Source organism: Wolbachia endosymbiont of Muscidifurax uniraptor, assembly GCF_054149795.1.
Map to the genome: position 1 here is coordinate 989,179 of NZ_CP083727.1, position 24,132 is coordinate 1,013,310.

Annotated in this window: 18 protein-coding genes, 2 tRNA genes and 3 pseudogenes; 15 read left to right on the forward strand and 8 right to left on the reverse strand. The window is 35.4% G+C overall.

Annotation, left to right across the window (positions count from 1 at the left end; all coding sequences use genetic code 11):
• Positions 1-47 precede the first annotated feature (47 nt).
• A complete protein-coding gene (locus LA754_RS05080) occupies positions 48-1,091 on the forward strand; it encodes a hypothetical protein (protein ID WP_457923622.1) in 1,044 nt (347 codons plus the stop codon).
• Between the two features lie 20 nt (positions 1,092-1,111).
• Here LA754_RS05080 and LA754_RS05085 read toward each other — a convergent pair whose 3' ends face one another.
• From LA754_RS05085 to LA754_RS05100, 4 genes are all read right to left on the reverse strand, one after another.
• Positions 1,112-1,891, reverse strand: coding sequence for an exodeoxyribonuclease III (locus LA754_RS05085; protein ID WP_006279450.1), 780 nt, complete (start codon positions 1,889-1,891; stop codon positions 1,112-1,114).
• Positions 1,891-2,598 (reverse strand): uroporphyrinogen-III synthase, encoded by a 708-nt coding sequence (locus LA754_RS05090; RefSeq protein WP_077188389.1) that lies wholly within the window; start codon positions 2,596-2,598, stop codon positions 1,891-1,893. The genes LA754_RS05085 and LA754_RS05090 overlap by 1 nt, the downstream gene beginning before the upstream one ends.
• Positions 2,599-2,842: 244 nt before the next feature.
• Positions 2,843-3,340: a hypothetical protein gene (locus tag LA754_RS05095; protein WP_006279448.1), complete on the reverse strand. Its 498-nt coding sequence runs from the start codon at positions 3,338-3,340 to the stop codon at positions 2,843-2,845.
• Between the two features lie 70 nt (positions 3,341-3,410).
• Positions 3,411-3,495 (reverse strand) — tRNA-Leu (locus LA754_RS05100).
• 62 nt (positions 3,496-3,557) lie between these two features.
• On the opposite strand from LA754_RS05100, the gene tldD reads away from it, so the two are divergent.
• The 5 genes from tldD to LA754_RS05125 all read left to right on the forward strand — a co-directional run bounded on the left by tldD (position 3,558) and on the right by LA754_RS05125 (position 8,523).
• Positions 3,558-4,976, forward strand: a complete 1,419-nt coding sequence (tldD, locus tag LA754_RS05105) for a metalloprotease TldD (protein WP_010962974.1) — start codon at positions 3,558-3,560, stop codon at positions 4,974-4,976.
• 55 nt (positions 4,977-5,031) lie between these two features.
• Positions 5,032-5,172: a hypothetical protein gene (locus LA754_RS05110; RefSeq protein ID WP_156517969.1), complete on the forward strand. Its 141-nt coding sequence runs from the start codon at positions 5,032-5,034 to the stop codon at positions 5,170-5,172.
• 90 nt (positions 5,173-5,262) lie between these two features.
• Positions 5,263-6,510, forward strand: a complete 1,248-nt coding sequence (locus LA754_RS05115) for an IscS subfamily cysteine desulfurase (protein WP_077188391.1) — start codon at positions 5,263-5,265, stop codon at positions 6,508-6,510.
• A 107-nt stretch (positions 6,511-6,617) separates the two neighbouring features.
• Positions 6,618-7,402, forward strand: a protein-coding gene (locus LA754_RS05120) for an IS5 family transposase (RefSeq protein ID WP_238513981.1) whose coding sequence is annotated in 2 segments (ribosomal slippage) — positions 6,618-6,939 and positions 6,939-7,402 — 786 coding nt in all. Because the reading frame shifts where the segments join, the coding sequence is not laid out codon by codon here.
• 109 nt (positions 7,403-7,511) lie between these two features.
• A protein-coding gene (locus LA754_RS05125) for an IS630 family transposase (RefSeq protein ID WP_410530061.1) occupies positions 7,512-8,523 on the forward strand; the annotation gives its coding sequence in 2 pieces (ribosomal slippage) (positions 7,512-7,991 and positions 7,993-8,523; 1,011 coding nt in all).
• Positions 8,524-8,532: 9 nt separating this feature from the next.
• Here the strand turns inward: LA754_RS05125 and LA754_RS05130 are convergent.
• Positions 8,533-8,652, reverse strand: a pseudogene (locus LA754_RS05130) (transposase); the annotation flags it as partial.
• A gap of 631 nt (positions 8,653-9,283) precedes the next feature.
• On the opposite strand from LA754_RS05130, the gene recA reads away from it, so the two are divergent.
• The 6 genes from recA to plsY all read left to right on the forward strand — a co-directional run bounded on the left by recA (position 9,284) and on the right by plsY (position 15,552).
• Positions 9,284-10,351, forward strand: a complete 1,068-nt coding sequence (gene recA / locus LA754_RS05135; protein ID WP_010963008.1) for a recombinase RecA — start codon at positions 9,284-9,286, stop codon at positions 10,349-10,351.
• Between the two features lie 187 nt (positions 10,352-10,538).
• On the forward strand, positions 10,539-11,231 hold the full coding sequence (locus tag LA754_RS05140; protein WP_006279395.1) for a phosphatidylserine decarboxylase: 693 nt from the start codon (positions 10,539-10,541) through the stop codon (positions 11,229-11,231).
• Positions 11,228-11,998: a CDP-alcohol phosphatidyltransferase family protein gene (locus LA754_RS05145; RefSeq protein ID WP_015589351.1), complete on the forward strand. Its 771-nt coding sequence runs from the start codon at positions 11,228-11,230 to the stop codon at positions 11,996-11,998. Before LA754_RS05140 ends, LA754_RS05145 begins: the two co-directional genes overlap by 4 nt.
• Before the next feature lie 22 nt (positions 11,999-12,020).
• Positions 12,021-13,364 (forward strand): alanine/glycine:cation symporter family protein, encoded by a 1,344-nt coding sequence (locus LA754_RS05150; protein ID WP_006279445.1) that lies wholly within the window; start codon positions 12,021-12,023, stop codon positions 13,362-13,364.
• A 1-nt stretch (position 13,365) separates the two neighbouring features.
• Positions 13,366-14,832 (forward strand): amino acid carrier protein, encoded by a 1,467-nt coding sequence (locus LA754_RS05155; RefSeq protein ID WP_077190529.1) that lies wholly within the window; start codon positions 13,366-13,368, stop codon positions 14,830-14,832.
• A gap of 147 nt (positions 14,833-14,979) precedes the next feature.
• Positions 14,980-15,552, forward strand: a complete 573-nt coding sequence (gene plsY / locus LA754_RS05160) for a glycerol-3-phosphate 1-O-acyltransferase PlsY (RefSeq protein ID WP_077188353.1) — start codon at positions 14,980-14,982, stop codon at positions 15,550-15,552.
• Here plsY and LA754_RS05165 read toward each other — a convergent pair.
• The 3 genes and pseudogenes from LA754_RS05165 to LA754_RS05175 form a co-directional block, all read right to left on the reverse strand.
• Positions 15,547-17,367, reverse strand: a pseudogene (locus LA754_RS05165) (hypothetical protein). The gene plsY and the pseudogene LA754_RS05165 overlap by 6 nt on opposite strands.
• 52 nt (positions 17,368-17,419) lie before the next feature.
• Complete coding sequence (locus LA754_RS05170) at positions 17,420-18,316, reverse strand: cation diffusion facilitator family transporter (RefSeq protein WP_077190514.1); 897 nt, start codon at positions 18,314-18,316, stop codon at positions 17,420-17,422.
• Positions 18,317-18,342: 26 nt separating this feature from the next.
• Positions 18,343-18,415 (reverse strand) — tRNA-Val (locus LA754_RS05175).
• 250 nt (positions 18,416-18,665) lie between these two features.
• Between LA754_RS05175 and LA754_RS05180 the strand changes: the two are divergent.
• From LA754_RS05180 to LA754_RS05190, 3 genes and pseudogenes are all read left to right on the forward strand, one after another.
• Positions 18,666-22,009: pseudogene (locus tag LA754_RS05180) on the forward strand (collagenase).
• A gap of 17 nt (positions 22,010-22,026) precedes the next feature.
• The gene (locus LA754_RS05185) at positions 22,027-22,176 is read left to right on the forward strand and encodes a hypothetical protein (protein WP_174930912.1); all 150 of its coding nucleotides are present in this window, start codon (positions 22,027-22,029) and stop codon (positions 22,174-22,176) included.
• A gap of 519 nt (positions 22,177-22,695) precedes the next feature.
• A complete protein-coding gene (locus LA754_RS05190) occupies positions 22,696-23,352 on the forward strand; it encodes a collagen-like triple helix repeat-containing protein (RefSeq protein ID WP_006280037.1) in 657 nt (218 codons plus the stop codon).
• The last annotated feature ends 780 nt before the right edge of the window (positions 23,353-24,132 follow it).

Sequence of the window (24,132 nt, forward strand, 5' to 3'; positions counted from 1 at the left end):
CGAAAAATATGTTAGAATAAAACATAGCAAATGCAAATAGGTCAGCCATGACAGGCCCACAAGTAAAAAGTTCAAAACCTCCAAAGTTACCTACTCAGGTAACTAACGAAGATGAGAAAATTTTTGAAAAAGAGGAACATCAGGTAATCCATGATGCCTTTATACAATTGCTAAAAAACAAAGTACAACCTAAAGGATTAAAGGAAGATGACGAGGCAGTACTCGCTTTCATGCTAAGTCAGAATCAAATTATATTCAATAATGTCAAGCTAGAAGATGTAGAACCACTCAGTGAAGAGAATTTTTCTCAGTTTTTACTTTCCGTATTTGAGAAAATTAGAGAGAAAAAATTAGCTAATGAAGAGAATTTAGAAAATGGTAAAATAAAAGAAGTAGTAGATGACTGTGTAGCTGATATACGCGGTACAGAAGCTAAAGATTCATCCATAAAGTTTGTATTGGAAATGCTGCTGCTGCTAATTGGAGGGATCAAAATAGACCCGAAAAATATTTCTGGCTCCTTTATGGATGGGATGAAAGAAAAAATACCATTCTTAGGTAAAGATAAAAAAGAAGAGGATGAACCACCACTCAGTGATGAAGAGATGGTAACAACGTTCTTAAGCAAGATCTTTTTTCCTGTCCTTCTTTCCACTATTCCAATGTTAATTTTTGGTCCTACTACACTCGGAGTAGTTCTTACTGCTATCGGCACAATATTTGCCATAAAAGGAGGAGTGGAGGTTCTTTTTTCAAATAACAAAAAAGGTACTTTGTATGACCCTAACTCACAAGATAAAAATGATACAGAAAAGAGAGAAAAACTGAATGGAAAAATTCTCGAGGGCATTGATGATATTTTAAAAACCCCAGTTACAGAAGTTGAGAAAGGCACCTCTGTTTCTGAACAAATTTCCCAAGGAAAAGAAAAGAGTGAACAACAGCCTGTTCCTGAACAAATTTCCCAGAGAAACAACAGGGAAAACGAAAAGAGTGAGCAGCGCGATCAATCTTGGACAGGAAAGGAAAACAAACGAAGGGAAGAACCACAGAGCAGCAAAGGTAAGACTACTCAGGTTTGCCAAAAGTGAATTGTGTAAGAGATCTGCTATTATTCTATAGCACATACAACAGGAGTATGGTCAGACGGATTTTCTAGCTTACGCAATCTATCATCTATGTAGCATGTTTCCAATTTATCTACAGCTTGTGGTGATAACAGCATATAATCTATTCGCATTCCTTGATTATTTCTGAGTGAATTGCCTTGATAATGCCACCAAGTGAATTGTTGCAAATTTGGGTGAGATATTCTAAACGCATCTTTAAACCCAAGATTCAAGATCGCTCTTAACTTCTCACGTTCTCTTATATGAAAGCACACTTGGCCATTCAATAAGTTTGAATCAAAGACATCAATTTCATCCGGTGCAACATTATAATCGCCAGCTATAATAGTTAACTCTTCATTCTTTAACAAAGTGCTCATCCTTTCATATAGATTATCAAAAAACTTGAGTTTATATTCAAATGCTTGAGAGTCCGGGCTTTGACCGTTTGGAACGTATACACTTCCCACCCTTACCTTCTGATTATTGTGCTTTATTATGCACTCTATATAACGCGCTTCTTGATAACCTTCTACGATATCAATCTTAAACTTCTCCAGTATCGGATATTTAGATAAAACACAAACCCCATTTCTTGCAACTTGTCCATAGACAGCACATTCATATCCCAGCTTCTCTATCTCTGCATAAGGAAATTGCTCTTCCATACATTTTATCTCTTGCAGCAAAATTATATCTATCTGACTATCAACTATAAAACTACAAAGTTGGTTAACTCTTTTACGTATGGAGTTTACATTCCAAGTTGCAATCTTTAGCATCAACAATCCTTATTAATTATATCAATTAAACTCTCCCCAGTAGGCAACCTCGATGTTATAATTTTTTTCCATTTGATTAACTTTAAACTATCAGCAATGTTTTTACTCATAGTATATGCAACTGTATTATTCATCACATGAGATAGCCCACTTTTTAGAACTAATGAACAAAATACCCTTGCTGTCTGTGAGGAAAAAAAAGCAACACTACCAATTTTACCATCCAACAGTAAATTTTTACACCTATTAGTTAGACTCCTTTTAATGATTGTTTTATAGAGTACAACTTCTCTTACGTTAAAATCTTCTTCAGATAATCTCTTTTTTAGGTCACATGATACTTCTTGTCCCCTTATATACAAGAACTTTATTGCGTTTGAATAATGAGCTTTTATGAATGATATCAGACCATCAACGTTGCTGTCTGCTGAGATTATATCAGAAAATCCCAAATTTTTTGCAGCCTGCATGGTTGAATTACCAACTGTAATAATCGGAAAGTCATCCTCTTTGCATATTTGACTAAAAGCCTTTACACTGTTTTTACTTGTAGATATCACAACGTCAAATTCGTACGCAGATATATCAGGATTTAAGTACTTTATTGTGAATACTGGTTCTATAAAAACTTTGTATCCATACTTTCTCAATATATTTCTTGTATTGAACGAGTCCAATAAAGGCCTCGTTAATAAAATAGACTTCATTCTGATTTATTTCACTACTAGTAAAATAGTACCCTTTATACACAAATTACTGAATAAAAACTTTTATTTTGATAGCTTGAGCAATTATTCAAGTAATTGATGTGGAAGTAGGAGTACTAAGCGCTCCTACCCCAATAAGCCCACAATTTCTGCTTACACTTTTTTGACGCTAATTACATCGAACTCTTTTGAATGGCTTCCTTCAGTGGAATTATATAGCTAATATTCCTGTATAAGTTAATACTTAAGCTTGTACTCTTGTAGTATTTGAAGAGAGATTCTCAAGGACGTTTTTTGTCTGTGGTTCACTAATCATAGTTTGAACGATATTAGCTACCATAATAACACAGCCTAGAATAAAAAAAGGCGTAGAAACAAAATAAATAACAGAAGACTCAAAAAGCGACATAGATGCAATACCTCCTATTAGAAATGAAGCACTGGATGCTATATCAAGATAGATCTTTGTTAACTTTTTTTGTCCTGGAGTGTTTTTTATGCCAGATTTCTTATTAAGATTCTGTTGTCGGGAATGATTATTTAGTGACCATATATTTAAAGCAAACGAAAGTGCACCGAATATAGTGCCGGCAATACTAAAATACAGACTTAAGACAGGAATATTCAAGACCAATGCTGCTATGTATCCAATGAAAGAGATAGTAGATAGTGTAGTAACTAAGCGTTTCGAGTAAGTTCGTACCTTCTTTCTGCAGGCTAACTTATTTTTTTCACTATACATAGCATGAATATTACCTAATATGCTATATTATAACATTAATTAATTCAATAAGCAATATGGAAGCTAAGAGTGCCCGAGAGAAGACTTGAACTTCCACAACTTAAAAAGTTACTAGCACCTGAAGCTAGCGCGTCTACCAATTCCGCCACCCGGGCTTTTTATAGTTTACTATGTTAAAGTTAAATAATATACTTAAACAATTTTTAGTTCAAAGGTAATGCCAAATCTAGATCAAATATTTTTTGCTCAAAACAATGTTAATATTAATAACGTGTATAAAATAGTCAATAACGCTTTGAGCAATAGCGATGGTGGTGAGCTGTTTCTAGAATTTTGCCAGTCGGAGTCCCTGGTTTTTGAGGATAACATATTAAAACACATGGACTTGAATACTAGAAGGGGATTTGGTTTAAGGTCTTTTTGTGAAGATAGTACATCTTTCGTTTGTTCTTCTGAGATCAGCGAAAAAGAAATTAGTAATGCTGCTTCTATGGTAAAAAGCTCAGTGTCTTTAAACAAGACAAATTCAATAAATTTAAACGAAGAGACAAAAAGCCTATATTCGAGGATTAACCCTATAAATGAAATGGATCTGAATTCAAAGATTAAGCTACTCAATGAGGTTAATGAGTATGTAAGGTCCAAAAATAACTGCGTGAAGCAAGTAAAAATAACTCTAAGTGGAGAATGGCAAGTTGTACAAATAATAAAGGGTGATCACAGATTAAGCGATATCAGGCCTCTGGTACGTTTTAATGTGCTAGTCATTGTAGAAAAAGATGGCCGTACCGAAAGAGGTTCTGCAGGGCATGGTGGAAGGGACTCTTATAGTAAGTTTATTTCTGAGAAAAAGTGGAAAGAAGTTGCAAACCAAGCGTTAGAACAAGCACTGGTAAATCTTGAAGCAATTCCAACTCCAGCCGGAGAAATGACAGTCGTTTTAGGTCCAGGCTGGCCAGGAATATTGTTACACGAAGCCGTGGGTCATGGACTTGAGGGCGACTTCAATCGCAAAAAAGTCTCAGCATTTTCAAATTCTGTGGGTAAACAAGTAGCAGCTAGTGACATCACAGTAGTTGATGACGGAACTCTGCCCAATTTGCGCGGTTCTATCAGCGTAGACGATGAAGGCACTCCACCCAGTTATAATATATTGATAGAGGATGGGATCCTAAAAGGATACATGCAGGATCATATGAACGCTAAACTCATGGGTGTAAGCCCAACTGGTAATGGTAGAAGAGAAAGTTATAAAGAAGTTATTATGCCGCGCATGACAAACACCTATATGTTGCCCGGAAAGTATACACCGAAGGAAATAATATCTAGCGTAAAGAAAGGTCTATATGCAGTAAATTTCGGTGGTGGGCAGGTTGATATAACGTCAGGAAAATTTGTTTTTTCATCTTCGGAAGCTTACCTAATAGAAAATGGCAAAATTACACAGCCAGTCAAAGGGGCAACACTAATTGGTGACGGTCCAACAGTGTTGAAAAAAGTATCTATGGTTGGTAATGACTTAAAGTTAGATCCTGGTGTTGGCACATGCTCGAAAGATGGACAAAATGTGCCCGTTGGAGTTGGTCAGCCGACACTCAAAGTCGACGCAATAACTGTTGGTGGAACTGAGATATAGATAAGGGCTAAAACGGATTCCAGCACACGGCGCACAATTGTACAAACATTGTGATTTGGAAGCAATTGCCACCAGTAGGGTGTCATCCCAGTGTTTGGGCACTGCCTTTGTGTTTGAGGCAAAACTGGCTATAACATTTAACACACTGCTTTCGCAAATAAATGTTCGTACAGTTATGTGTCAGCTACTTGGATGACACTTTTGTACTTGATGCAAGATTATATCTTGAAAAAATTAAGTTTTAGTGCTATTAAATGGTTGTAAATTTTGTCTCTGTGGTAGCTTTATGAATGTTGAAAGTAAAAAAATACATGATGCTAAAATAAAATTACCAATATTTCTTGATTATCAATCTACTACTAAAGTGGATCCCCGTGTTTTAGAGGTGATGATACCTTACTTTGGTGAGTTCAGCAATGCACACTCTCGCAGCCATTCATTTGGTTGGACTGCTGAAGAAGCAGTGGAAAAAGCAAGGAAACACATCGCTGATCTGGTGAACGCAGATAGCAAAGAAATTATCTTTACCTCAGGTGCAACTGAGTCAAATAATACAGCAATCAAGGGCGTTGCTCACTTTTATAAAAATAAAGGAAATCATATAATCACTGTCTGCACGGAGCATAAGTGTGTTTTGGATTCTTGTCGGCATCTGGAAAATGAAGGCTTTAAAGTTACATATTTGCCTGTTAAGCAAAACGGAATTATAGATTTATCAAAGCTTGAGGAAGCAATTACTGATCAAACAATCCTGGTTTCAGTGATGATGGTAAATAATGAAATCGGAATAATTCAGCCTGTCAAAGAAATTGGTGCAATATGTAGAAAGTATAATATATTTTTCCACACAGATGCAGCTCAAAGCTTTGGAAAAGTTCCAATTGATGTTAATGAGATGCGCATTGATCTTATGAGTCTCTCTAGCCACAAAATTTATGGACCTATGGGAATAGGCGCATTATACGTTCGTAAAAAGGGCTCTCGTGTTAGATTGACACCATTGATCAGTGGTGGTGGACAAGAAAGAGGTATGCGTTCTGGAACAGTTCCAACTCCCCTTGCAGTCGGTTTTGGTGAAGCAGCACGTATTGCTAAAGAAGAAATGGAACCAGAAGCAAGCAAATTGGAAGGACTGAGAGATATTTTGTACAATAAGATAAAAGAAGCATTTCCTGACGTTGTTTTAAATGGTGACTATGAAAATAGGATTCCTGGCAACCTAAACTTGAGCTTTCCCTATGTTGAGGGTGAGTCTCTCATCATGGCAATCAAGGATTTAGCAGTAAGTTCTGGTTCTGCGTGCACATCTGCGTCTCTTGAGCCTTCCTATGTCATACGGTCGTTAAATAATGGCCATGACCTTGAGCATTCATCAATTAGATTTGGCCTAGGCCGATTTACAACCAAAGAAGAAGTTTTGTACGCAACAGATCTTATTACTAAAAATGTTGGCCGACTGAGAGAAATGAGCCCACTTTGGGAGATGGTACAAGAAGGAGTAGATTTGAACACCGTGAAATGGGACTCTCATTAAGAGGTTGTCCGGAAACAAGTAAAAGGCTATAATATCTGAAATTTTAGTACGGGGTAAAGATGAGAAAAAAGTATCCAACAGATCTAAGCGAAAGGGAATAGGCAAGAATAGAAAAACACTTCAGAGTATCATACAAGAAAGGAGGAAGGCCGCCAAAGTATAGCAAAAGAGAAATATTAGAAGCAATTTTCTATGTATTGCGTACAGGGTGTCAATGGCGGTATTTACCAAATGATTTTCCGCTATGGAAGACTGTGTATGAGCAGTTCAGGCAATGGAAGAAGCAGGGAATTTTTGAGAAAATGAATTATGAAATTACAAAATATAGTAGAAGAAAAATAGGAAGGAATGAGCAGCCAAGTGCCTGTATAGTAGATAGTCAATCTGTAAAGACTACAGAAAAGGGGGGATCAAAGGCTATGATGGAAGTAAAAAAGTAAAGGGTAGAAAAAGGCATATAATTACAGACACTCAGGGTTTTATACTAGGTTGTTACGTAGGCGCTGCTAACGAAAATGATAGAGATGGTATTAAAATAGCATTAAACAATATGAGAACAAAATATACTAAAGTTAAAAAAATGTGGGCTGACATGGGATACCAAGGAAGAAATTTAAAGAATCACATAAAGGAAGAATATGACATAGATATTGAAATTGTTACAAGGCCTCCATGTAGATTTTGGGTGCACAAAGATACGCCACCTGAGCTACTACCAACAAGAGAACAAGGGTTTAAAGTACAGCCAAGAAGATGGGTTGTAGAAAGGACTTTTGCTTGGGTTAATAGGAATAGAAGGCTATCGAAGGAGTATGATTTACTCACAACATCCACTGAGAATTTCATATACCTAGCTATGAGTAGGGTTATGTTAAAGAGGGAATATGCTTGAATTTACTTGTTTCCGGACAACCTCTAATACCAATTCCCATTACAGGGCAAACAGATGGACAATGATGGAAGAAAAGCCATACTGAAGTAAGTAAAATAGCGAGGTTTAAATGGCATTAAGATCAAAATTATTGGATGAAAAAGTAGTAGAATCAGCAAAAGAAATGCTGAAGAAAGTAAGGAATAATGCATATGTTTCAAAAAAACTAAATGCTGTAATTGCAGCAAAAAAGTACAGTATAACGGCTGTAGCAAAAATATATTGCATTTCAAGAAGCGCACTAACTTCGTGGGTAAAACTCTTGAAAATTGGCAGAGAAGAAAAACTGTTTGCTCCTTCACAACGTCGTAGAAAAACTAAATTAAATCAGGCTCAACTACAGCAAATTGAAGAGTGGATAGAAGAAAATCCTAATATCACCATTAAAGAAATGAGAATAAGAATCCAGGAAAAGTTCGGATTAAATATCAGCAAATCTACAGTACACCGCCATATGCAAAAGATGAAATTCTCATATATTACACCAAGACCAGTTCATAATGGACAAGATAAAAGCAAACAAGAGGAATTCAAAAAAAAATCTCAATTGAGCTATTAGCAAGTATCCAGAAAAAGAGCTATTTTTCTTTGATGAATCACGGTTTGGCACACATTCAAAAGTTGGACATGGGTGGTTTAAAAAGGGGATTAGAACACAGGTTAAAACAAAATTAGGTAGGCAAAATTTCTATCTCTATAGTGCAGTTAATCCTAGAAATGGAGAGAGTTCTAGCTTATTTGCACCAAATGTCAACACTGATTGCATGAACATATTTCTTGAGCAAATTTCGCAATATCTAGAAACACGAGAGGCTTTTCTCGTTATGGACTGTGCTAGTTGGCATAGGTCAAAAAATTTAAAGGTACCTAAAAATATCGACATTATATACCTACCTCCATACTCACCTGAGCTAAATCCTGTTGAGAGGCTTTGGTTATATATAAAACAGAACATTTTGCGCAATAAAATATACGATACAATTGCTCTACTTGAGGGTGCTTTGTGCAAATTTATTACTTCTCTTGCCAGCTCCACAATTAAACAACTCTGCAATGTTTCCTATTTGACTGGACAACAATGAGAATTGGTATAAATACCGCCATTGACACCCTGTACGCAATACATAGAAAATTGCTTCTAATATTTCTCTTTTGCTATACTTTGGCGGCCTTCCTCCTTTCTTGTATGATACTCTGAAGTGTTTTTCTATTCTTGCCTATTCCCTTTCGCTTAGATCTGTTGGATACTTTTTTCTCATCTTTACCCCGTACTAAAATTTCAGATATTATAGCCTTTTACTTGTTTCCGGACAACCTCTAACTATTAATGTTCTATAATATACATATTTCCAAACTATGTCAATTATTTCATAAATATCTTTGGTAAAAATTATTTCTGTTATGACTAGCATGACAAGTGTATGAAGCGACTAAAATTGTCATTACAGCGCTTAGTGTACGACAGTGCTCCAACATTTAGGGTTGCAGTTTTCATGGCAGATCTGAGTAGCTGACCCATCTAAGAGGTGTCATTCAAGTAGCTGACACTGGAATGGCTTTGTTGCATCGCACCTTATACGGTAGTAATTTACAATAAATTCATGTAGCCATTTCGAATTTAGTCATTTCAGTGTTGGCTACTTGGATGACACCACCTGCTGTGCTGCAAATTGCAACGTTCGTACACTAAAGTATAGTGTGTTACTAACGAAGGCAAACAAATATCTGCTTTATGAAAACGTTAATATTTTTCATTGAAATAATACATAAATACTAGAAAAACCTTGGCAGGTTATTCGCGTTTGATTATCATAGAGAATTATATAAATTAATAAATGATCTATGGCAAGTAACCCAGAAGAAAGAAATAGTGATAAACAAAAAGCGCTAGATAACGCAATAAGCCAGATTGAAAAAGCATTCGGTAAAGGTGCAATAATGAAGTTGAAGCAAAACCCTGTAGAAAAAATAGACACAATATCCACAGGATCAATTGCGCTTGATTCGGCTCTAGGTGTTGGAGGTCTGCCAAAAGGGCGTATAATTGAAATATTTGGCCCCGAGAGTTCTGGTAAAACCACTCTTGCCTTGCACGTGATTGCTGAAGCACAAAAAAAAGGAGGATCATGCGCATTTATCGATGCAGAACATGCATTGGATGTCTTATATGCTCGTAAACTTGGGGTAAGCACTGATGATTTAGTGATTTCACAACCAGACACTGGAGAGCAGGCGTTGCATATTGTTGAGTATTTAGTGTGTTCTGGTGCGGTTGATGTGATAGTTATTGACTCTGTCGCAGCATTAACTCCAAGAGCTGAAATTGAAGGTGATATGGGTGATCAACATATGGGGCTGCAAGCAAGGCTTCTAAGTCATGGGCTACGGAAACTAACCTCTGCCGTTTCAAAAGCGAACTGTATATTGATATTTATTAATCAAATTCGTATGAAAATAGGAGTAGTGTATGGAAATCCTGAAACTACCACGGGTGGAAATGCATTAAAATTCTATACTTCTGTAAGGCTTGATATAAGAAAAGTTGGTGTAATAAAAGACAAAGAAAATATTACAGGTAATGAAACAAGAGTTAAAGTTGTAAAAAATAAAGTTGCTCCTCCATTTAGAGAAGCGAAATTTGATATAATGTACAATGAAGGTATATCAAAACTCGGAGAAATAATAGATATGGGAGCAAAGCTTGGTGTGCTTGAAAAAGCAGGCGCTTACTATTCATATAACAACACACGTCTTGGGCAAGGAAGAGAGAATGTAAAAACTTACCTAAAAACAAACAAAGAAGTCGCAAATGAAATAGAAACAAAAATCAGAGATTTACTCAGAAATCATGATAATTCTATCATAATAGACGAGGATAGTGAGCAACTTTTAGAAGAATCAGTTTTCTGATCTAAACTTAGGCATTAGATTTTGTGTTGGACGGGTTGTTACAGTATGACGGTAATTCTATGTGCTAATATAACAATCTGTAATGTTACCTTGTATCAAAAAGACTTTGCTGAAGCAGTTAAAAAAAGCTTTTCATGAGAAATTATAAATGATAAATTGTTAACAATAGGTTATTGTTAATAAGATTATGTGTTTTGGTTTACCTAATATAAACAGGGAAGGTTGTTCATTTATAGTAGTTTCCTTTATAGTAACGTGTATAGCATTCTCTATATCTTGGGGGTTTGGCGTTACGTGCTTGTTTCCGACATTATTGTGTACTTATTTCTTTCGTGATCCAGCAAGAGCTGTGCCAAACAATAAGAATCTTATATTAAGTCCTGCTGATGGTGTGATTTCAAAAATTGAAGAAGTTAATTATCCTTTATCAGCAGAAAACGGAGAGGAGAAGAAGTTTACGCTTGTTAGCATATTTTTAAGTGTTTTGAACGTCCATGTGAACCGTATACCAATATCTGGTACGATAAAGGAAATGAGTTATAAAAAAGGCAAGTTTGTATCCGCAATGAGCAATAGGTCTAGTAATGAAAATGAAAAGCAGGTTATTGTAATTGAATACGAAAAGGGGAAAGAAATTATTGTGGAGCAAATAGCTGGATTAATTGCACGTCGTATCGTTTGTAATTTAGGAATATCCCAGAACGTAAAAGCAGGTGAAAGGTTTGGAATTATAAGGTTTGGCAGTAGAGTGAATATCTATGTTCCTGCTGATACAGAAGTCAGAGTTTCAGAAGGGCAAACTGTTATTGGTGGTGAAACAATTATAGCAAACTTAAATAAGGAAAACGTTCAAGAGAAGCTTACTTTTGACGTTATATGAATAACGATGGAAGTAACAGTAGATTCTTACCTATTACTAAATTATTCCCAAACTTTATAACTTTATTGGGTTTATGTTCTGGTCTCACTTCACTTAAATTTACATTTAATGAACAATGGGAATTCTCAGTAATTTTTATCATCATTGCAGCAATAATAGATGGAATGGATGGCAGAATAGCTAGAATTCTAAAATCAACTAGCGATTTTGGAGCCCAGCTTGATTCTTTTGCAGATTTTCTAAATTTTGGTGCAGCGCCTGCATTTCTTTTGTATTTTTGGAAGCTAAACGAAATCAAAGTCATAGGTTGGATTTTAGTAATGATATACGTAATCTGCATATCAATAAGACTTGCAAGATTTAATGTTTCGCTACACTCAGAACAACCATACTGGGAAAAATTTTTCTTTTCTGGTGTTCCAGCTCCAGTGTGTGCTTTACTTTCTTTGTTACCAATAATTATTACCTTTCAATCTCATGAGAGTGAATACTTACTTCTCATAGAGCGATTTTTTAACACAAGAAACGTAGCTTGTTACTTTCTGGCCATTTCATTTTTTTCGATAAGTCACATTCCAACTTTCTCTGCAAAATATATTTATATTCCCAAAAGCCTATCCTATATATTTGTGTCATTTTTTGGAGTACTTATTGTATTTTTCATCAGTAAGCCCTGGATGACTCTACCAATTTTAGGTATAGTGTATACACTTACTATTCCAATAAGCATCGGGTTTTACATATATTTTACATATAAAACTCGTTAGCTAACAAAAAATAGAAAACTGCATGATTTTGAAGATAAGTGAACTATTAAATTCATTTCTGTATATAAAGATATTCAACATTCCATTTATAATTATTTGGGTAATTGCAACTGGAATCTTTTGTACTGCCCAGTTCAAATTCATTAACTTTAGGTTACTTAAATATGGAATACAGACGCTATTCAATCTAAAGTGTAATAACAGCAACAATGGCATAATCACTCATATTCAAGCGTTTGCAACAGTAATTTCAGGAACAGTTGGTCTTGGAACAATATCAGGAGTTGCAATAGCTATCACAATAGGGGGCCCAAGTGCAGTTTTTTGGATGGTAATTACCGGAATACTTGGTATGTCGATAAAGTTTGCCGAGGTGGTGCTTGCATTTACTTATCGCTCTGAAAATACAACTGGCGGGGCTTTTTATTACATGAAGTACGGGCTTGCAAAAATTGGATTTGCAAAAACTGGTAGATTTCTTGCCTTCACTTATGCGATTATGCTACTTATTGCAATGATTTTGGGCGGTATACCATTTCAAGCAAATCAAATAGCAGCACTATCAAATAACCTCCTAGAATACAACGCATCCATTATTATATCCCTGCTTGTCTTTATTGTAATATTGGGAGGAATAAAGCGCATTGCTTTCGTTTCAACGAGCTTAGCACCAATTATGATAGTGCTATATGTGGGTATGTGTATATATTTAATTTATGTAAACGGAAGTAATTTGCTGAATGCTCTATCCATAATATTCCAAGATATCTTCAATAAATCAGCTATAGGAAGCGGAGTATTGAGCGGATTAATAGCCGGAGTGAGAAGATCAGTGTTTGCTAACGAAGCAGGTACCGGAACAGCAGCTATAGCACATTCAGCTGTAAAAGAAGAAGATCCAATTAAAGTTGGGTGCGTTGCAATGATTGCACCACTTATAGACACAATATTAATCTCATTTTTGACTGGTATTGTGATAATTATCACTGGTATGCATAGCACTGATAACGTGGGTGATATTACACTAATTAGTTCGATATTTTCAACAGCTTTGCCCTTGTTCAGCAAGTTAGTTTTTCCGCTAATGATGTTTTCCTTTGCATTTTCCACAATAATAGCTTATTGTTACTACTGTGAAGTTGCTTTGCTGTATTTATTTGGTAGTAAAAAAATACTGATACCGTTCCAAATTCTTATGGTGGTTTCAGTGTATATCAGCTGTATGTCAAAGAATATAGAATTTATATCTTATCTAGGTGACAGTTTGTTTATGTGCCTTATGATTCCAAATGCTGTTGCAATATATCTACTAAGAAGGGAAGTTTTGAATACAATAGATTCTTATTACAATTCTAAAGGGTATTAACATGATTTATAGATTGCTTTGTATGGTGTTATTTTGCCTATTGTTTAATGATGTGTACGCTGCTTCAGGTTTTTACGAAAGTTATGACGCTGTGTTGAACGGAATAAATAATTTCATGAATGAAGTACTGTTTTTCAAGATCCTTTACGTGCCATTTATAATCCTTCTACTAGTTTTTGGTTATGTGTTTCTAACATTACGGTTTGGATTTCTCAACATAAGAATGTTTAAGCATGCATTTGCTATTTTATGTGGAAAATATGACACGAATCACCATGATGGTCATATTACGCATTTTCAGGCATTTATGACTGCACTTTCAAGCACAGTAGGTCTTGGAACTGTTGCTGGAGTCGCAATTGCAGTTTCAATGGGAGGGCCAGGAGCGGTGCCTTGGATGATGATTACAGGTTTTTTTGGTATGTCAGCAAAATTTGCTGAGGTAACGTTGGCGTTTAGACATAGAACAGAAGATCAGGACCAATTGTTTAGTGGTCCCTTTCAGTATATAAGGAATGGTCTGGAGGAATTTGGATTTAAAAAACTTGGTATTGTGCTGGCTGCCATGTATGCAGTATTCTTTGTATTATCAGGTCTTGGTGGAAGTGTAGCGTTTCAAACCAATCAAATGGTTTCAATATTATCTGGCTATTCAAGTTGGGTAGATGGTCACTCTTGGTTTCTTTCTTCCATAATCTCTGCGCTGCTTGCTCTAGTGATTATTGGCGGAATTAAAAGGATAGCTAGAGTATCTTCTGCACTAGTGCCTATTATGTCACTTATATATATCTTTAGTTGTATTATTATTATTGCATTTAATATTCATAACCTTGGTTATACGTTAAAAATATTATTTTCCACTATGATAGATTTCAATGCTGTTGGTGGAGGGATGGTAGGAGCATTTGTTGCTGGAATTCAAAGGGCAATTTTTGCCAGCGAAGCGGGTGTTGGTTCTGCTTCAATTACTCATGCAACAACTAAAGATGAAGAACCAGTAAGAACTGGGCTTGTTGCTATGATAGAACCATGCTTTGACGCAATGTTAATTTGCTGTTTAACAGGAATAACAGTAGTAATAACAGGTGCATACCAGACTAGTGTTGGTGAAGGGATATTAATTACTCAAAAGGCATTTGAGACAGTTTCTCCATGGTTTCCTATACTTTTAACCATAGCTGCACCTTTGTTTGCATTTTCTTCGGTAGTTTCATTTGTATATTGTTGTGAAATGGGGTGGTTATATTTGTTTGGTGCAAAAAGTATAGTGATATATCGCATAGCGGTAATAATTGTGGCGTTTTTCTCTGGCCTTTCTAAAGACATAATGGCTATTGCTAATATTGGCGGAACTTTATTCTCTTGTTTAGCTCTTATCAACATGACAGCGCTTATACTGTTTAGTAATCAGATTAACGAGGAAGTTCAGTGCTACCTAAAAAGGCTGAGGAATAATAAAATCAATTAAATTTTGGCATATGCGGAGAGGTATAGCTATAATAAGTAAGATTTCCCTACGTCATACCGCGATTTATTCGCGGTATCTCAGCATAGATCCCGCTAACAAGCAGCGGGATGACGAAATTTTGCGATTATTAATCAGTAAATTTTACCTGTGTTAGTTATAGTCCTTACACTATCCTACATACTCGGTTCAATACCGTTTAGCTTAATTATTACAAGAATAAAAGGGATAAACTTAAGAGAAGTAGGTTCAGGAAACATTGGTGCTACAAACGTTGCAAGGAGGGGAAATAAATTTCTTGCTGCTTTGGCATTATTTCTGGATTCCTTTAAGGGATTTATTGCCGTTTATATAGCACAACAATTTTGTGATAATAACGATTTTTATATATATGTATCTGCAATTTTAGCAGTTTTAGGACACATGTTTCCTATTTGGCTAAAATTCAGTGGAGGAAAGGGCGTTGCAACCACTCTAGGGATACTGATAGCATTTAACATTGATATTACTTCAGTATTCGTAATAATTTGGATAATAGTCTTTCTTGCCTTTAAATACTCTTCCCTTGCTTCACTCAGTGCTACTTCAACGGCTGTAGCATGGTCCTTTTTTTTTCAGAGGAATTTGTTCTTAACATTACTAATTATAGGAGCACTGGTCTTCCTAAAACACCACAGAAATATTGTGAATCTTCTGCAAGGTAAGGAAAATAAATTTTTATAAGTGTGCTGACTCTGTTGCTATATTACTAACAGATACTTCATGCGAGAAACGACTTGAGACTACTTCTTCTACTTCTTTTATCATTTCTTCCATGTTTTTTCCACTTTTCTTACATGCATCATCAAGTGCTAATTTTAGTTTACGTATATCATTCTCTTCTAGCATCTTATTCATTTCTTTTTTCGTTATCTCTAATTTTTTTAGTAAGATGTTCTCCATTATCTCTCTCTCATCACCTTCATACTGGCCACTTAGTCTGCTATATGCAATGCAACACTTCTTTTCTCGCGGCAAGGTTGACAGACCCCGCAATGTAACATCCACTTGAACTTCTATAGAGTTAACTTCCCTAGCCTTTTCAGCAGCTTCTGACCTAAATTTCTCAACTTCTCCTATTATTATTTTGTTAGCTATTCTTTTAGCTCCATCCAAAGATGAATCCTTGAGAGAAAAATCTGTCTCGAGTAGATCTCGATTTAATAGCTCTAAGAATACTTTTTTTCCGATGTTTTCGAGTAAACTTTCTTGGTCACCTAAACCATGCTCCTGCAGTTTATTTCTCATGTGCTGAACCAGCTCACAACATTGTAATTTATTTAACTTTATAGAGCTAATATTTTTCATTAACGTCAGCACAATTTGTTCACTATATTGAGAAGTAATACTCAATAATTTTCTCATTAAAGGAATACTTACTTCTGAAATAAAATCATCAACTATTTTTTGACTTTCATCGTCTTCATAACCATTTTGAACGTCATACCAAGCCTTAAAAATTTCTTTATTGTTTTTCTTGTTTTTTAACCTGTCTAACATGAACTTACGTGCTTCATTTTGTGCTTCTGAAAGTAATATTTGCCTTGGAGGAGTAAATCTAATTTCTGGATCAGGATGAATACCCTCTAGCGTGCTTAACATTCTATAGATAATACCGGTGAAGCAAGTGTTAGGAATTCGCTCTTTTCTAGAGAAAGTTTGGCTATCAAGCAAATTTGTAATTAACGCGTCTTTTTTATTTTTTACAGCTTCTCTGTCTCCATCATTTCAGGCTTTCAGAACTAAAAGTAAAATCCGTCCACCTGTAAAGCCGGAGCTATGCTTTTGATCATCTTTGCAAAAGTCATTTAAAAATGCAATTACTCTTCCTTTATCTTCATCACTAAATTGACGATAATTAAGTTCATATAAATCATTTATATATTCAATAAATTGCTTGAATTCCCTATCATTAATAACGTCTTTGGATACTTCTTCACCATACTTATCTTTTAATTTATCAATATTTTTAATGATATCATCATTTAATTGATGGGGCAGTAAATGTTCAAGCTTGACATCAAAACTATTAACCATACCACGTAAATTCTCTTTTATACCTTCCAAAAAGAAATTTATAGAAGCTTTAAGCAGCGTAAATGGGTTAAAATCTTTTGGCCTTAGTTCACTCTGCAATAAAATTAATAGCATTGTAAGTGGTATAGTTCCCAGTAACGAAATAAGCAAGAAAGTGGTAGTGAAAGTTAGATATGTTATGAAAGCAGAAAACAAGAGGAAGGCTGCTACCTTGATTGTATTGTTCTTAAAAAATATTTCCCAATATTCCCTTTTGCTCATTTTTTGCTGTTTTGCCGTTTTTATTTCTTTGTAGATATAAAGAGTTTTAATTTCAGACCTGAAGAATATAGTACCAAGAGAAAAAAGAACATTAACGGGATTAGTGATAATGCTTAAAGAAACAAAAGTTGCAAAATAACTAACAAACTTTAGCTTGCTAGATTCCTTTGAAGGAAATTGTATTTGAGAAATGCCTATCATAGCCTACCTTTGACATCATTACACTCTAGTAATAGCATAATAATTTAAAACGTCAATGTTTAAGTATTTTATTATCCGCACACTCATTGTATTCGATCTCGACTGTAGAGTGTGCTATCTCGAACCTATTTAGTAGTATTTTTTTTATCTCATACAAAATATCAGTGTGTTGTGCATCTTGCTTTACTTTGGCATGCATGGTAATTATAAAATAATTATCAGACAGTGACCATGCATGTATGTGGTGCACATCTACCACTTCAGGTAATTCTGATGTGATCTTACTTTTTATTTCCTCAGTAGATATCCCTTCAGGTGTACCTTCAAGAAGTATGTGGCAAGAATTCTTTAGAATTTTGTAGCCACTGTTCAAAATGATTACACTGACAAATACCGATAAAATCGGATCCACCATTTGCCATCCAGTAAACATGATAATTATGGATGCAAGTATAGCAGCTACAGAACCTAAAATATCTCCTATAACGTGTAGTACAGCACTTTTTATGTTTATATTGCTCTCGCATTTACTATGCAATATAAAAAAGACTATGATATTAGAGATCAGGCCAAGTGTAGCAATTACTAACATTACTTTCCACTCAACATTGACTGGAAAAATAAACCTCTTTATTGACTCAATTATAATGATTACTGCAATGAGGAATAGAGTTAAACCATTAACAAATGCTGCAATTATCTGCAACCGATGATATCCGTATGATCTCTGCAAATCGGATTTCTTAGCTGAAAACCTATGTGCTAACCAGCTTAAAACCAAGGCAAAGAGGTCAGTGAGCATATGCCCTGCATCTGATAATAGAGCAAGCGAATGTGAAATTATTCCACCTACTATTTCCATAAACATTGTTATCGCAACTATTATTATGGAATAGATTAAGCGCTTGGACTGCGCTGCTGAGTGTTTACCGTTATGCACTGCTGTCATATAAAATCTTTTCATAAACAAAAACGTGGGTAACACTGGGTTCGAACCAGCGACCGCTTGCACGTCAAGCAAGTGCTCTACCAACTGAGCTAATTACCCATCGTGGTTTTAGTATAGTGCTTTGGTGGAATGAAAGTCAATAAACCACTTTGCTTTTGTCCTTGTCCAATGTGATTCCGGAATATAGCTGTATAGAATTTCAGCCATATTCTAAATTTTACATACTAAGTTAACTATCTATACTTTATTTATTAAGATATAAATTATATTAATACAGGGATTTACGTTTTTTTTAGGGAAATTACTTTATGCTTGATATTGAAAAATCAGCAAATTAGAGGTTAAAATTATGACAATTAGTCAACAAGTAAATAAAAATATAACTAAAGCAGAATATTTCAACAATAACGGCAAAGGGTTTAATTCGCTACATGTTATAGAAGTTGAAGATTTAAATATTAAAGTAGAGGTTTATTCTCACAATTTAAGAGCAAGTAAAGTTGCTAACATTGAAAGTGAGATAAGAGAAACAGCTACTAATTTTAAAAACGCATTCGAGTTAGAACGCGGCAGTTCAGAACAAACATTTAAAATTTACATGTTTGATGACAAGGATGATTACACTCACCTTGGCGGAAGCGAGCGTTTCGGTTCTTACCTTGGAGACGAAGGTGGTAAATGTTACTACAAAGGGAAAGCTGACGTTTTTGCTGAAATGTACGTCTACCAGCAAGGTGGCGTTCATAACCTTCAGCATGAATTTGCACATGGTTTAACTTACTTGGCTACAGGAGGCAAATCTTTACCTACAGTATTAATGGAAGGAATTGCAGACTACTTTGAGCATCATTCAGATCATAAATTCAATTCTCAAGGATCGACAAAACTGAAGCTGCAAATTTGGATTTAGATAAAATTTTAAGTTTAGAATACTCAAAGGACAGCGAAGCAAATAGCTTGGTTTATAAAACAGGTCATGCGTTGATAATGTACTTACAGGAAAAAGATCCTAGTTTATTAAGAGACTACCTAGATGCTTTACGTCAAGGTAACTCAGATGAGTCAAAAAGTTTCTTGAAAGACATAAAAGGACACGATACTGACTTCAAAAGTTGGCTTGCTGAGAATGATACAGAAACTGCAATGGAACATCTCAACGCTTTGCAAGTTACAAAAGGAGATTTCATAGCAATTGGTCAAGAAATAGTGGGTGGAGAAATTAAAAACGTATCCTACTATAAAGCAAATATAGAAAAAATGGATGGAGAAAACGTTGGAAGTTTTTCTCCTGTAGAACACGTTGCATTTTATGATGTTGCTCGTGCTATAAATAGGGCAACAAATGATACACTTGATATATCAAAGGAATATCATTTCCTCAAGGTAGTAAAAACTTCCGATGGACAGGATAAACTAACTTACTCTGACCAACAAGGTAATGAATATCGAAACAGTCAAGAGTATAAAAATCAGGCTTTAAGGATATTATCAAAATATGATACAGAAATTAAGAATCAGGTAGATGAATTTGATAATTTGAATAAAGAACGTGGTGAAATGTATCAAAAATATCATAAAGGAGAGATTACTATTGAAGAGTTACGTAATGAGGAAAATACAAAATACAGACCAGCATTTTTAAAGTTTGATCAACTAAAAAACAAAGCTGTTGATAAGATTGAAAATAATTCCCAAGCAGCAAAAATATTAGATGGGCTGGTCAATATCGATCCAAACTTAATCAGAGGTACTCATATTGATCTACAAGAAGGTAAGATTTTTTCTATGCAAGCTCATGGTCAAGGAGATATGGGTGCACTGTCTATATATGACGGAAATACAAAGCTTGGAGAATTATTGAGCGAATCAGGATTTTTTAAGCAAGTTGAAGGCCAAACTAAAGAAACTTTCGTTTTTGAGGATATATTACACAACTTAAATGTTTCATACGAAGGCGGTGCTTACATGGCAGTTACAAAAGAAAATGGTCATTATAAAGCTTCCCTAATAGATGGCAGAACAGTTGAACGCGATGAATACTTTGATGAGGCGCATTTACATGAAAATGAATTGTTGCATCCTAGCACTGGACACATCCAAAAAGATTTAGATTCTCTGCTCCTTAGGGGTACCAAAATTTTGAATCATCAGGATTCAGAACATGCTCAATATTCTAATGAGCAAAAGGCAAATGGAGTAATCGTGGAAAAAGGAAAATTATTGGATAATAAGGGAACAGATAGAACAGACGATGATGTACACGAAGCGGTTGTAAAGCAAGGAGACGAGCGCTTACATGAGTTCAAAAATATGGGCTTTTATATTACTGAGAAAGGTGATCTATTTATTCATGACCATGGAGCAAATGTAAGGTTTCAACTACCACAAAGTATTACTCACCTAAAATTAGTGGAAAAAGATGGAGCATATAAGCTTGTTCCGGTGACGAAAGATGGGAATGAACATCCAGTAGGTATGCCAAATATATCAGACGAATATAGATACATAGATCCAATATTTGCACATGAATATGAAAAGAGAGATTATTCCCATAAACATGTAAATGTGGGCCTTATAAACTTAGAGAAATATGGCTCTGGCAAACTTTTTGCTATAAAGCACGACCCAAATGATTACCACATACAAAAAAACTCTAGCGGTGAAATAGTTAGAATAAAAGATCAAACATATTTCACTAAAGTAAAATTGTTTGATGGCGACGAAGAAATTGGTATGTTATCTAATAACTTCCATAACTTCAAAGGGAAAATATTCTTTTCTGCTGACTACAACTACAGTTATAACGATTTCCTAGCATCTGTTTCTCCTCAAGTTGAAATTGAAGATATGGGAAATGGAAGTAAAAAAATAACTTTTGATCAAGGCAGTGGCGATATCGGTGATACTAATAGAGGCTACACGGACTATCAGAGAATATTTACAAAAGAGAAACAAACCGAAAGTCCAAAAGGGCAAGTAAGTGAAACTAAGACAGAAGTTCATAGTACTACTAATGTTGTTGCACAAGCTGCTGAAGAGAAAACTGCATCAAACGACAATAGTGAAATGCAGTCTGATCAGCCACAAATTCCAACAAGGGCAAAAAGGTCAGCTTCAGTGGAGGAGAAAGAGCAAGAACAGGTAGTATTAAAAGACACAATTCTCAAAATAGAAAAGAGCTACGAGCAGGACTCAGAAGGGAAGCATAAGGCAAATGTAACGATAAATTATAATGATGTGAAAGCCTTGTATGATAGAGCGGAAGGAGCAGAAAAGCAATCTGTGTTAGATTTTTGGAACAAACTGCACACATCAGATTATAAGGTTGGTGCTTTGCCGGAAGACAAATACTATTTTGAAAAAGGCAAATTCGTAATCCACGATAGTGGCACAAAGAAGCTTATAGTGTTACCTGAAGATAAGGTGTCCATCAAGATAATGAAGGATGGTGATAGTTATAGTTTAGCTATATCAAGTGGTAATGGCAAAGTAATAAACAGCATTAGTAAAATAGATAATCCAAATTACGAATTGCTGTCAGATTCAAGTCATTTCAATTCAGGGGAGCAAGATAATATTGTATTATCAGATCAACATCACGAATATAATCTTTATCTAGAGAATGGTTTTGTGAAAATGTTCGATTGCGCAAGCGATCACATTTATCACGACCACAACTCGGCCTATATCTAATACATACAAGGAGGGCAGTGCCCTCTTCTTGTCATTCCAGTGTCAAGCACTGCCGTCTTGGATGGAAACCAGCGTCACGCCCTGGAATGACAGGGTTTGTCATCCGAGTAGCCCCTTCGGTGTCATCCCAGTGCCCAGACACTGGGATGGCTTTGTTGCATCGCTAGCTATGATGGATTAAAGATAAAAAAGATAGCGAATATCAGTAGCTTATTATTCTGGTATTTATAACAAGAACGGTCAGTGAATACCTAAATTTGAGTAAAAGAAATTTCACTACCACTCACTAATCTGGCTAAAATTCAAGAATTTCAATGCTTTAGCTATTTTCAATAGAATTAAATTTATTAATATAAATAACAAATTACTATTCTTAAATTTGATCAGATTGATTGCAAAAAAATAAGATTTTCAATAGGTTGCTTATAATCCTAACTATAGTTAGCCTTTCATAAGTAGCGATGCAACAAAGCCCACTGGGATCCAGAAAACTTAACTTTAAATAAGTGGCTGCATAATAAAGGCTGGATTCCAGACTGGAATGACATCATCTGCTACACACTTGAATGACAAGAGAAGAATTCTGAAACAACAAGTTTCAAGGAAATCTTATGTAAAATCTAGCATTAACGAAAATTATACTATTTTCATGCATGCTATGGTTTTTGTAATTAGTGGAGTGTGATATGCCAGCTAGTTTAAAATTTGAAAGTGCTGCAGGAACAGCAGCAGCAACTCTGTCAGAAGTCAAACTTGTAACTTTGGCAGATAATACGGGTAATGAATATACTTTGGATATAACCACAAATGATCTTAAAGTGAGATATACACCAAATGGTGGTCAAATAACAGAGCACAAAATAACTGGTCTATCAACAGCTCTGGGAAGTTTACTTAGTACAAAAGATAATAATGAATCAGTTCTAGTAGATACATTAGGAAACTTTCTTGATAGCCCAGATAAAGCAAAGTATGATGGTCAAAATAACCAAACAGTAAAGGAGTTCTTAGTAGGTAAAGGGCTAAAAGGAGCAAATGGAGCTCAAGGCCCACAAGGAGATAAAGGAGACACCGGGCTAAAAGGAGATAAAGGGGATACTGGTCCTAAAGGAGCAGATGGTAAAGATGGAGCTCAAGGCCCACAAGGAGATAAAGGGGATCCAGGAGCAGATGGTAAAAGTCCAACAGCTGCTGAAATAGCTGCTGAGAAAGCCTTACAAGAGCATGTAACAAAGATAAGCATAGAAAGTCCGGAATTTAAAAGAGCTGTGCAAGAGGAAATTTCACAACCGTATTTTGAGCCTCCAACAAGTGATGATGCTGCACTTAATTGGACTTGGTAATACAGCTTAGATCCAAGTAGTCACGCTACTTGGATGACGTCATACGGTCCTCGGATGACGGAAAAAGGACTCGGATAACACCCTACAATGTCATTCCAGCGCGTGACGCTGGAATCCAGCCTTTTCATAATCATTAAAATGTTGTATTTTAACATAAAACGGCTACTTTTATGCTTACCAACTTAATAAAATTCCTGGATCCCAGTGTCTGGGCACTGGGATGACAAAGGAGAGCAGTGTCAAGCACTGGGATGACACCCTACCAGCAGAAGTTACTCTCAAATGTTTGTTCATGCTAGCTACAAACATTAAGAAATTTACCAAACGAAAAAAAAGGCAAAAGAAGCCCTGGGGTTATTATCCGCTTTAAAATATTGGCGTTTTTTATGTTTTAAACGCTTGACAAGCGAAATTCAGCTGCTTTTAATTGCAACTAACTTACGCTGCAAATGTTTAAGAAATTTACTAAGCAGAAAAAAAGACAAAGAATCCCCGAGTTAGCTAGTCTTTTACTATCTCTGTCGAGTATTGGCATTTTTTGATGTCTTGTAACGCTTTATAAGCGCGTTCAGCTTATTTAGATAAAAATCTAGATGTAGATGAAGTTTTGTAAAGACATACAGTATCTATATACTGCAAAAAATTGAACATAAGACGCCGATACATTAAGTAATCCTTACCTTTTAATCTGCAGATTGGCGAAAGCAAATACAATAGCTTCAGTTTCATGATAAGGGGGCTGGCGAAGGGTGTCAAGTAAGTTTTTTGTTTCTGCGGGCT

Excerpts from the sequence above, each read along its gene's own strand:
- LA754_RS05080 (WP_457923622.1), top strand. The coding sequence starts at position 48 with ATGACAGGCCCACAAGTAAAAAGTTCAAAACCTCCAAAGTTACCTACT.
- LA754_RS05085 (WP_006279450.1), bottom strand. The coding sequence starts at position 1,891 with ATGCTAAAGATTGCAACTTGGAATGTAAACTCCATACGTAAAAGAGTT.
- LA754_RS05090 (WP_077188389.1), bottom strand. The coding sequence starts at position 2,598 with ATGAAGTCTATTTTATTAACGAGGCCTTTATTGGACTCGTTCAATACA.
- LA754_RS05095 (WP_006279448.1), bottom strand. The coding sequence starts at position 3,340 with ATGTATAGTGAAAAAAATAAGTTAGCCTGCAGAAAGAAGGTACGAACT.
- tldD (WP_010962974.1), top strand. The coding sequence starts at position 3,558 with ATGCCAAATCTAGATCAAATATTTTTTGCTCAAAACAATGTTAATATT.
- LA754_RS05115 (WP_077188391.1), top strand. The coding sequence starts at position 5,263 with ATGAATGTTGAAAGTAAAAAAATACATGATGCTAAAATAAAATTACCA.
- recA (WP_010963008.1), top strand. The coding sequence starts at position 9,284 with ATGGCAAGTAACCCAGAAGAAAGAAATAGTGATAAACAAAAAGCGCTA.
- LA754_RS05140 (WP_006279395.1), top strand. The coding sequence starts at position 10,539 with ATGTGTTTTGGTTTACCTAATATAAACAGGGAAGGTTGTTCATTTATA.
- LA754_RS05145 (WP_015589351.1), top strand. The coding sequence starts at position 11,228 with ATGAATAACGATGGAAGTAACAGTAGATTCTTACCTATTACTAAATTA.
- LA754_RS05150 (WP_006279445.1), top strand. The coding sequence starts at position 12,021 with ATGATTTTGAAGATAAGTGAACTATTAAATTCATTTCTGTATATAAAG.
- LA754_RS05155 (WP_077190529.1), top strand. The coding sequence starts at position 13,366 with ATGATTTATAGATTGCTTTGTATGGTGTTATTTTGCCTATTGTTTAAT.
- LA754_RS05170 (WP_077190514.1), bottom strand. The coding sequence starts at position 18,316 with ATGACAGCAGTGCATAACGGTAAACACTCAGCAGCGCAGTCCAAGCGC.
- LA754_RS05190 (WP_006280037.1), top strand. The coding sequence starts at position 22,696 with ATGCCAGCTAGTTTAAAATTTGAAAGTGCTGCAGGAACAGCAGCAGCA.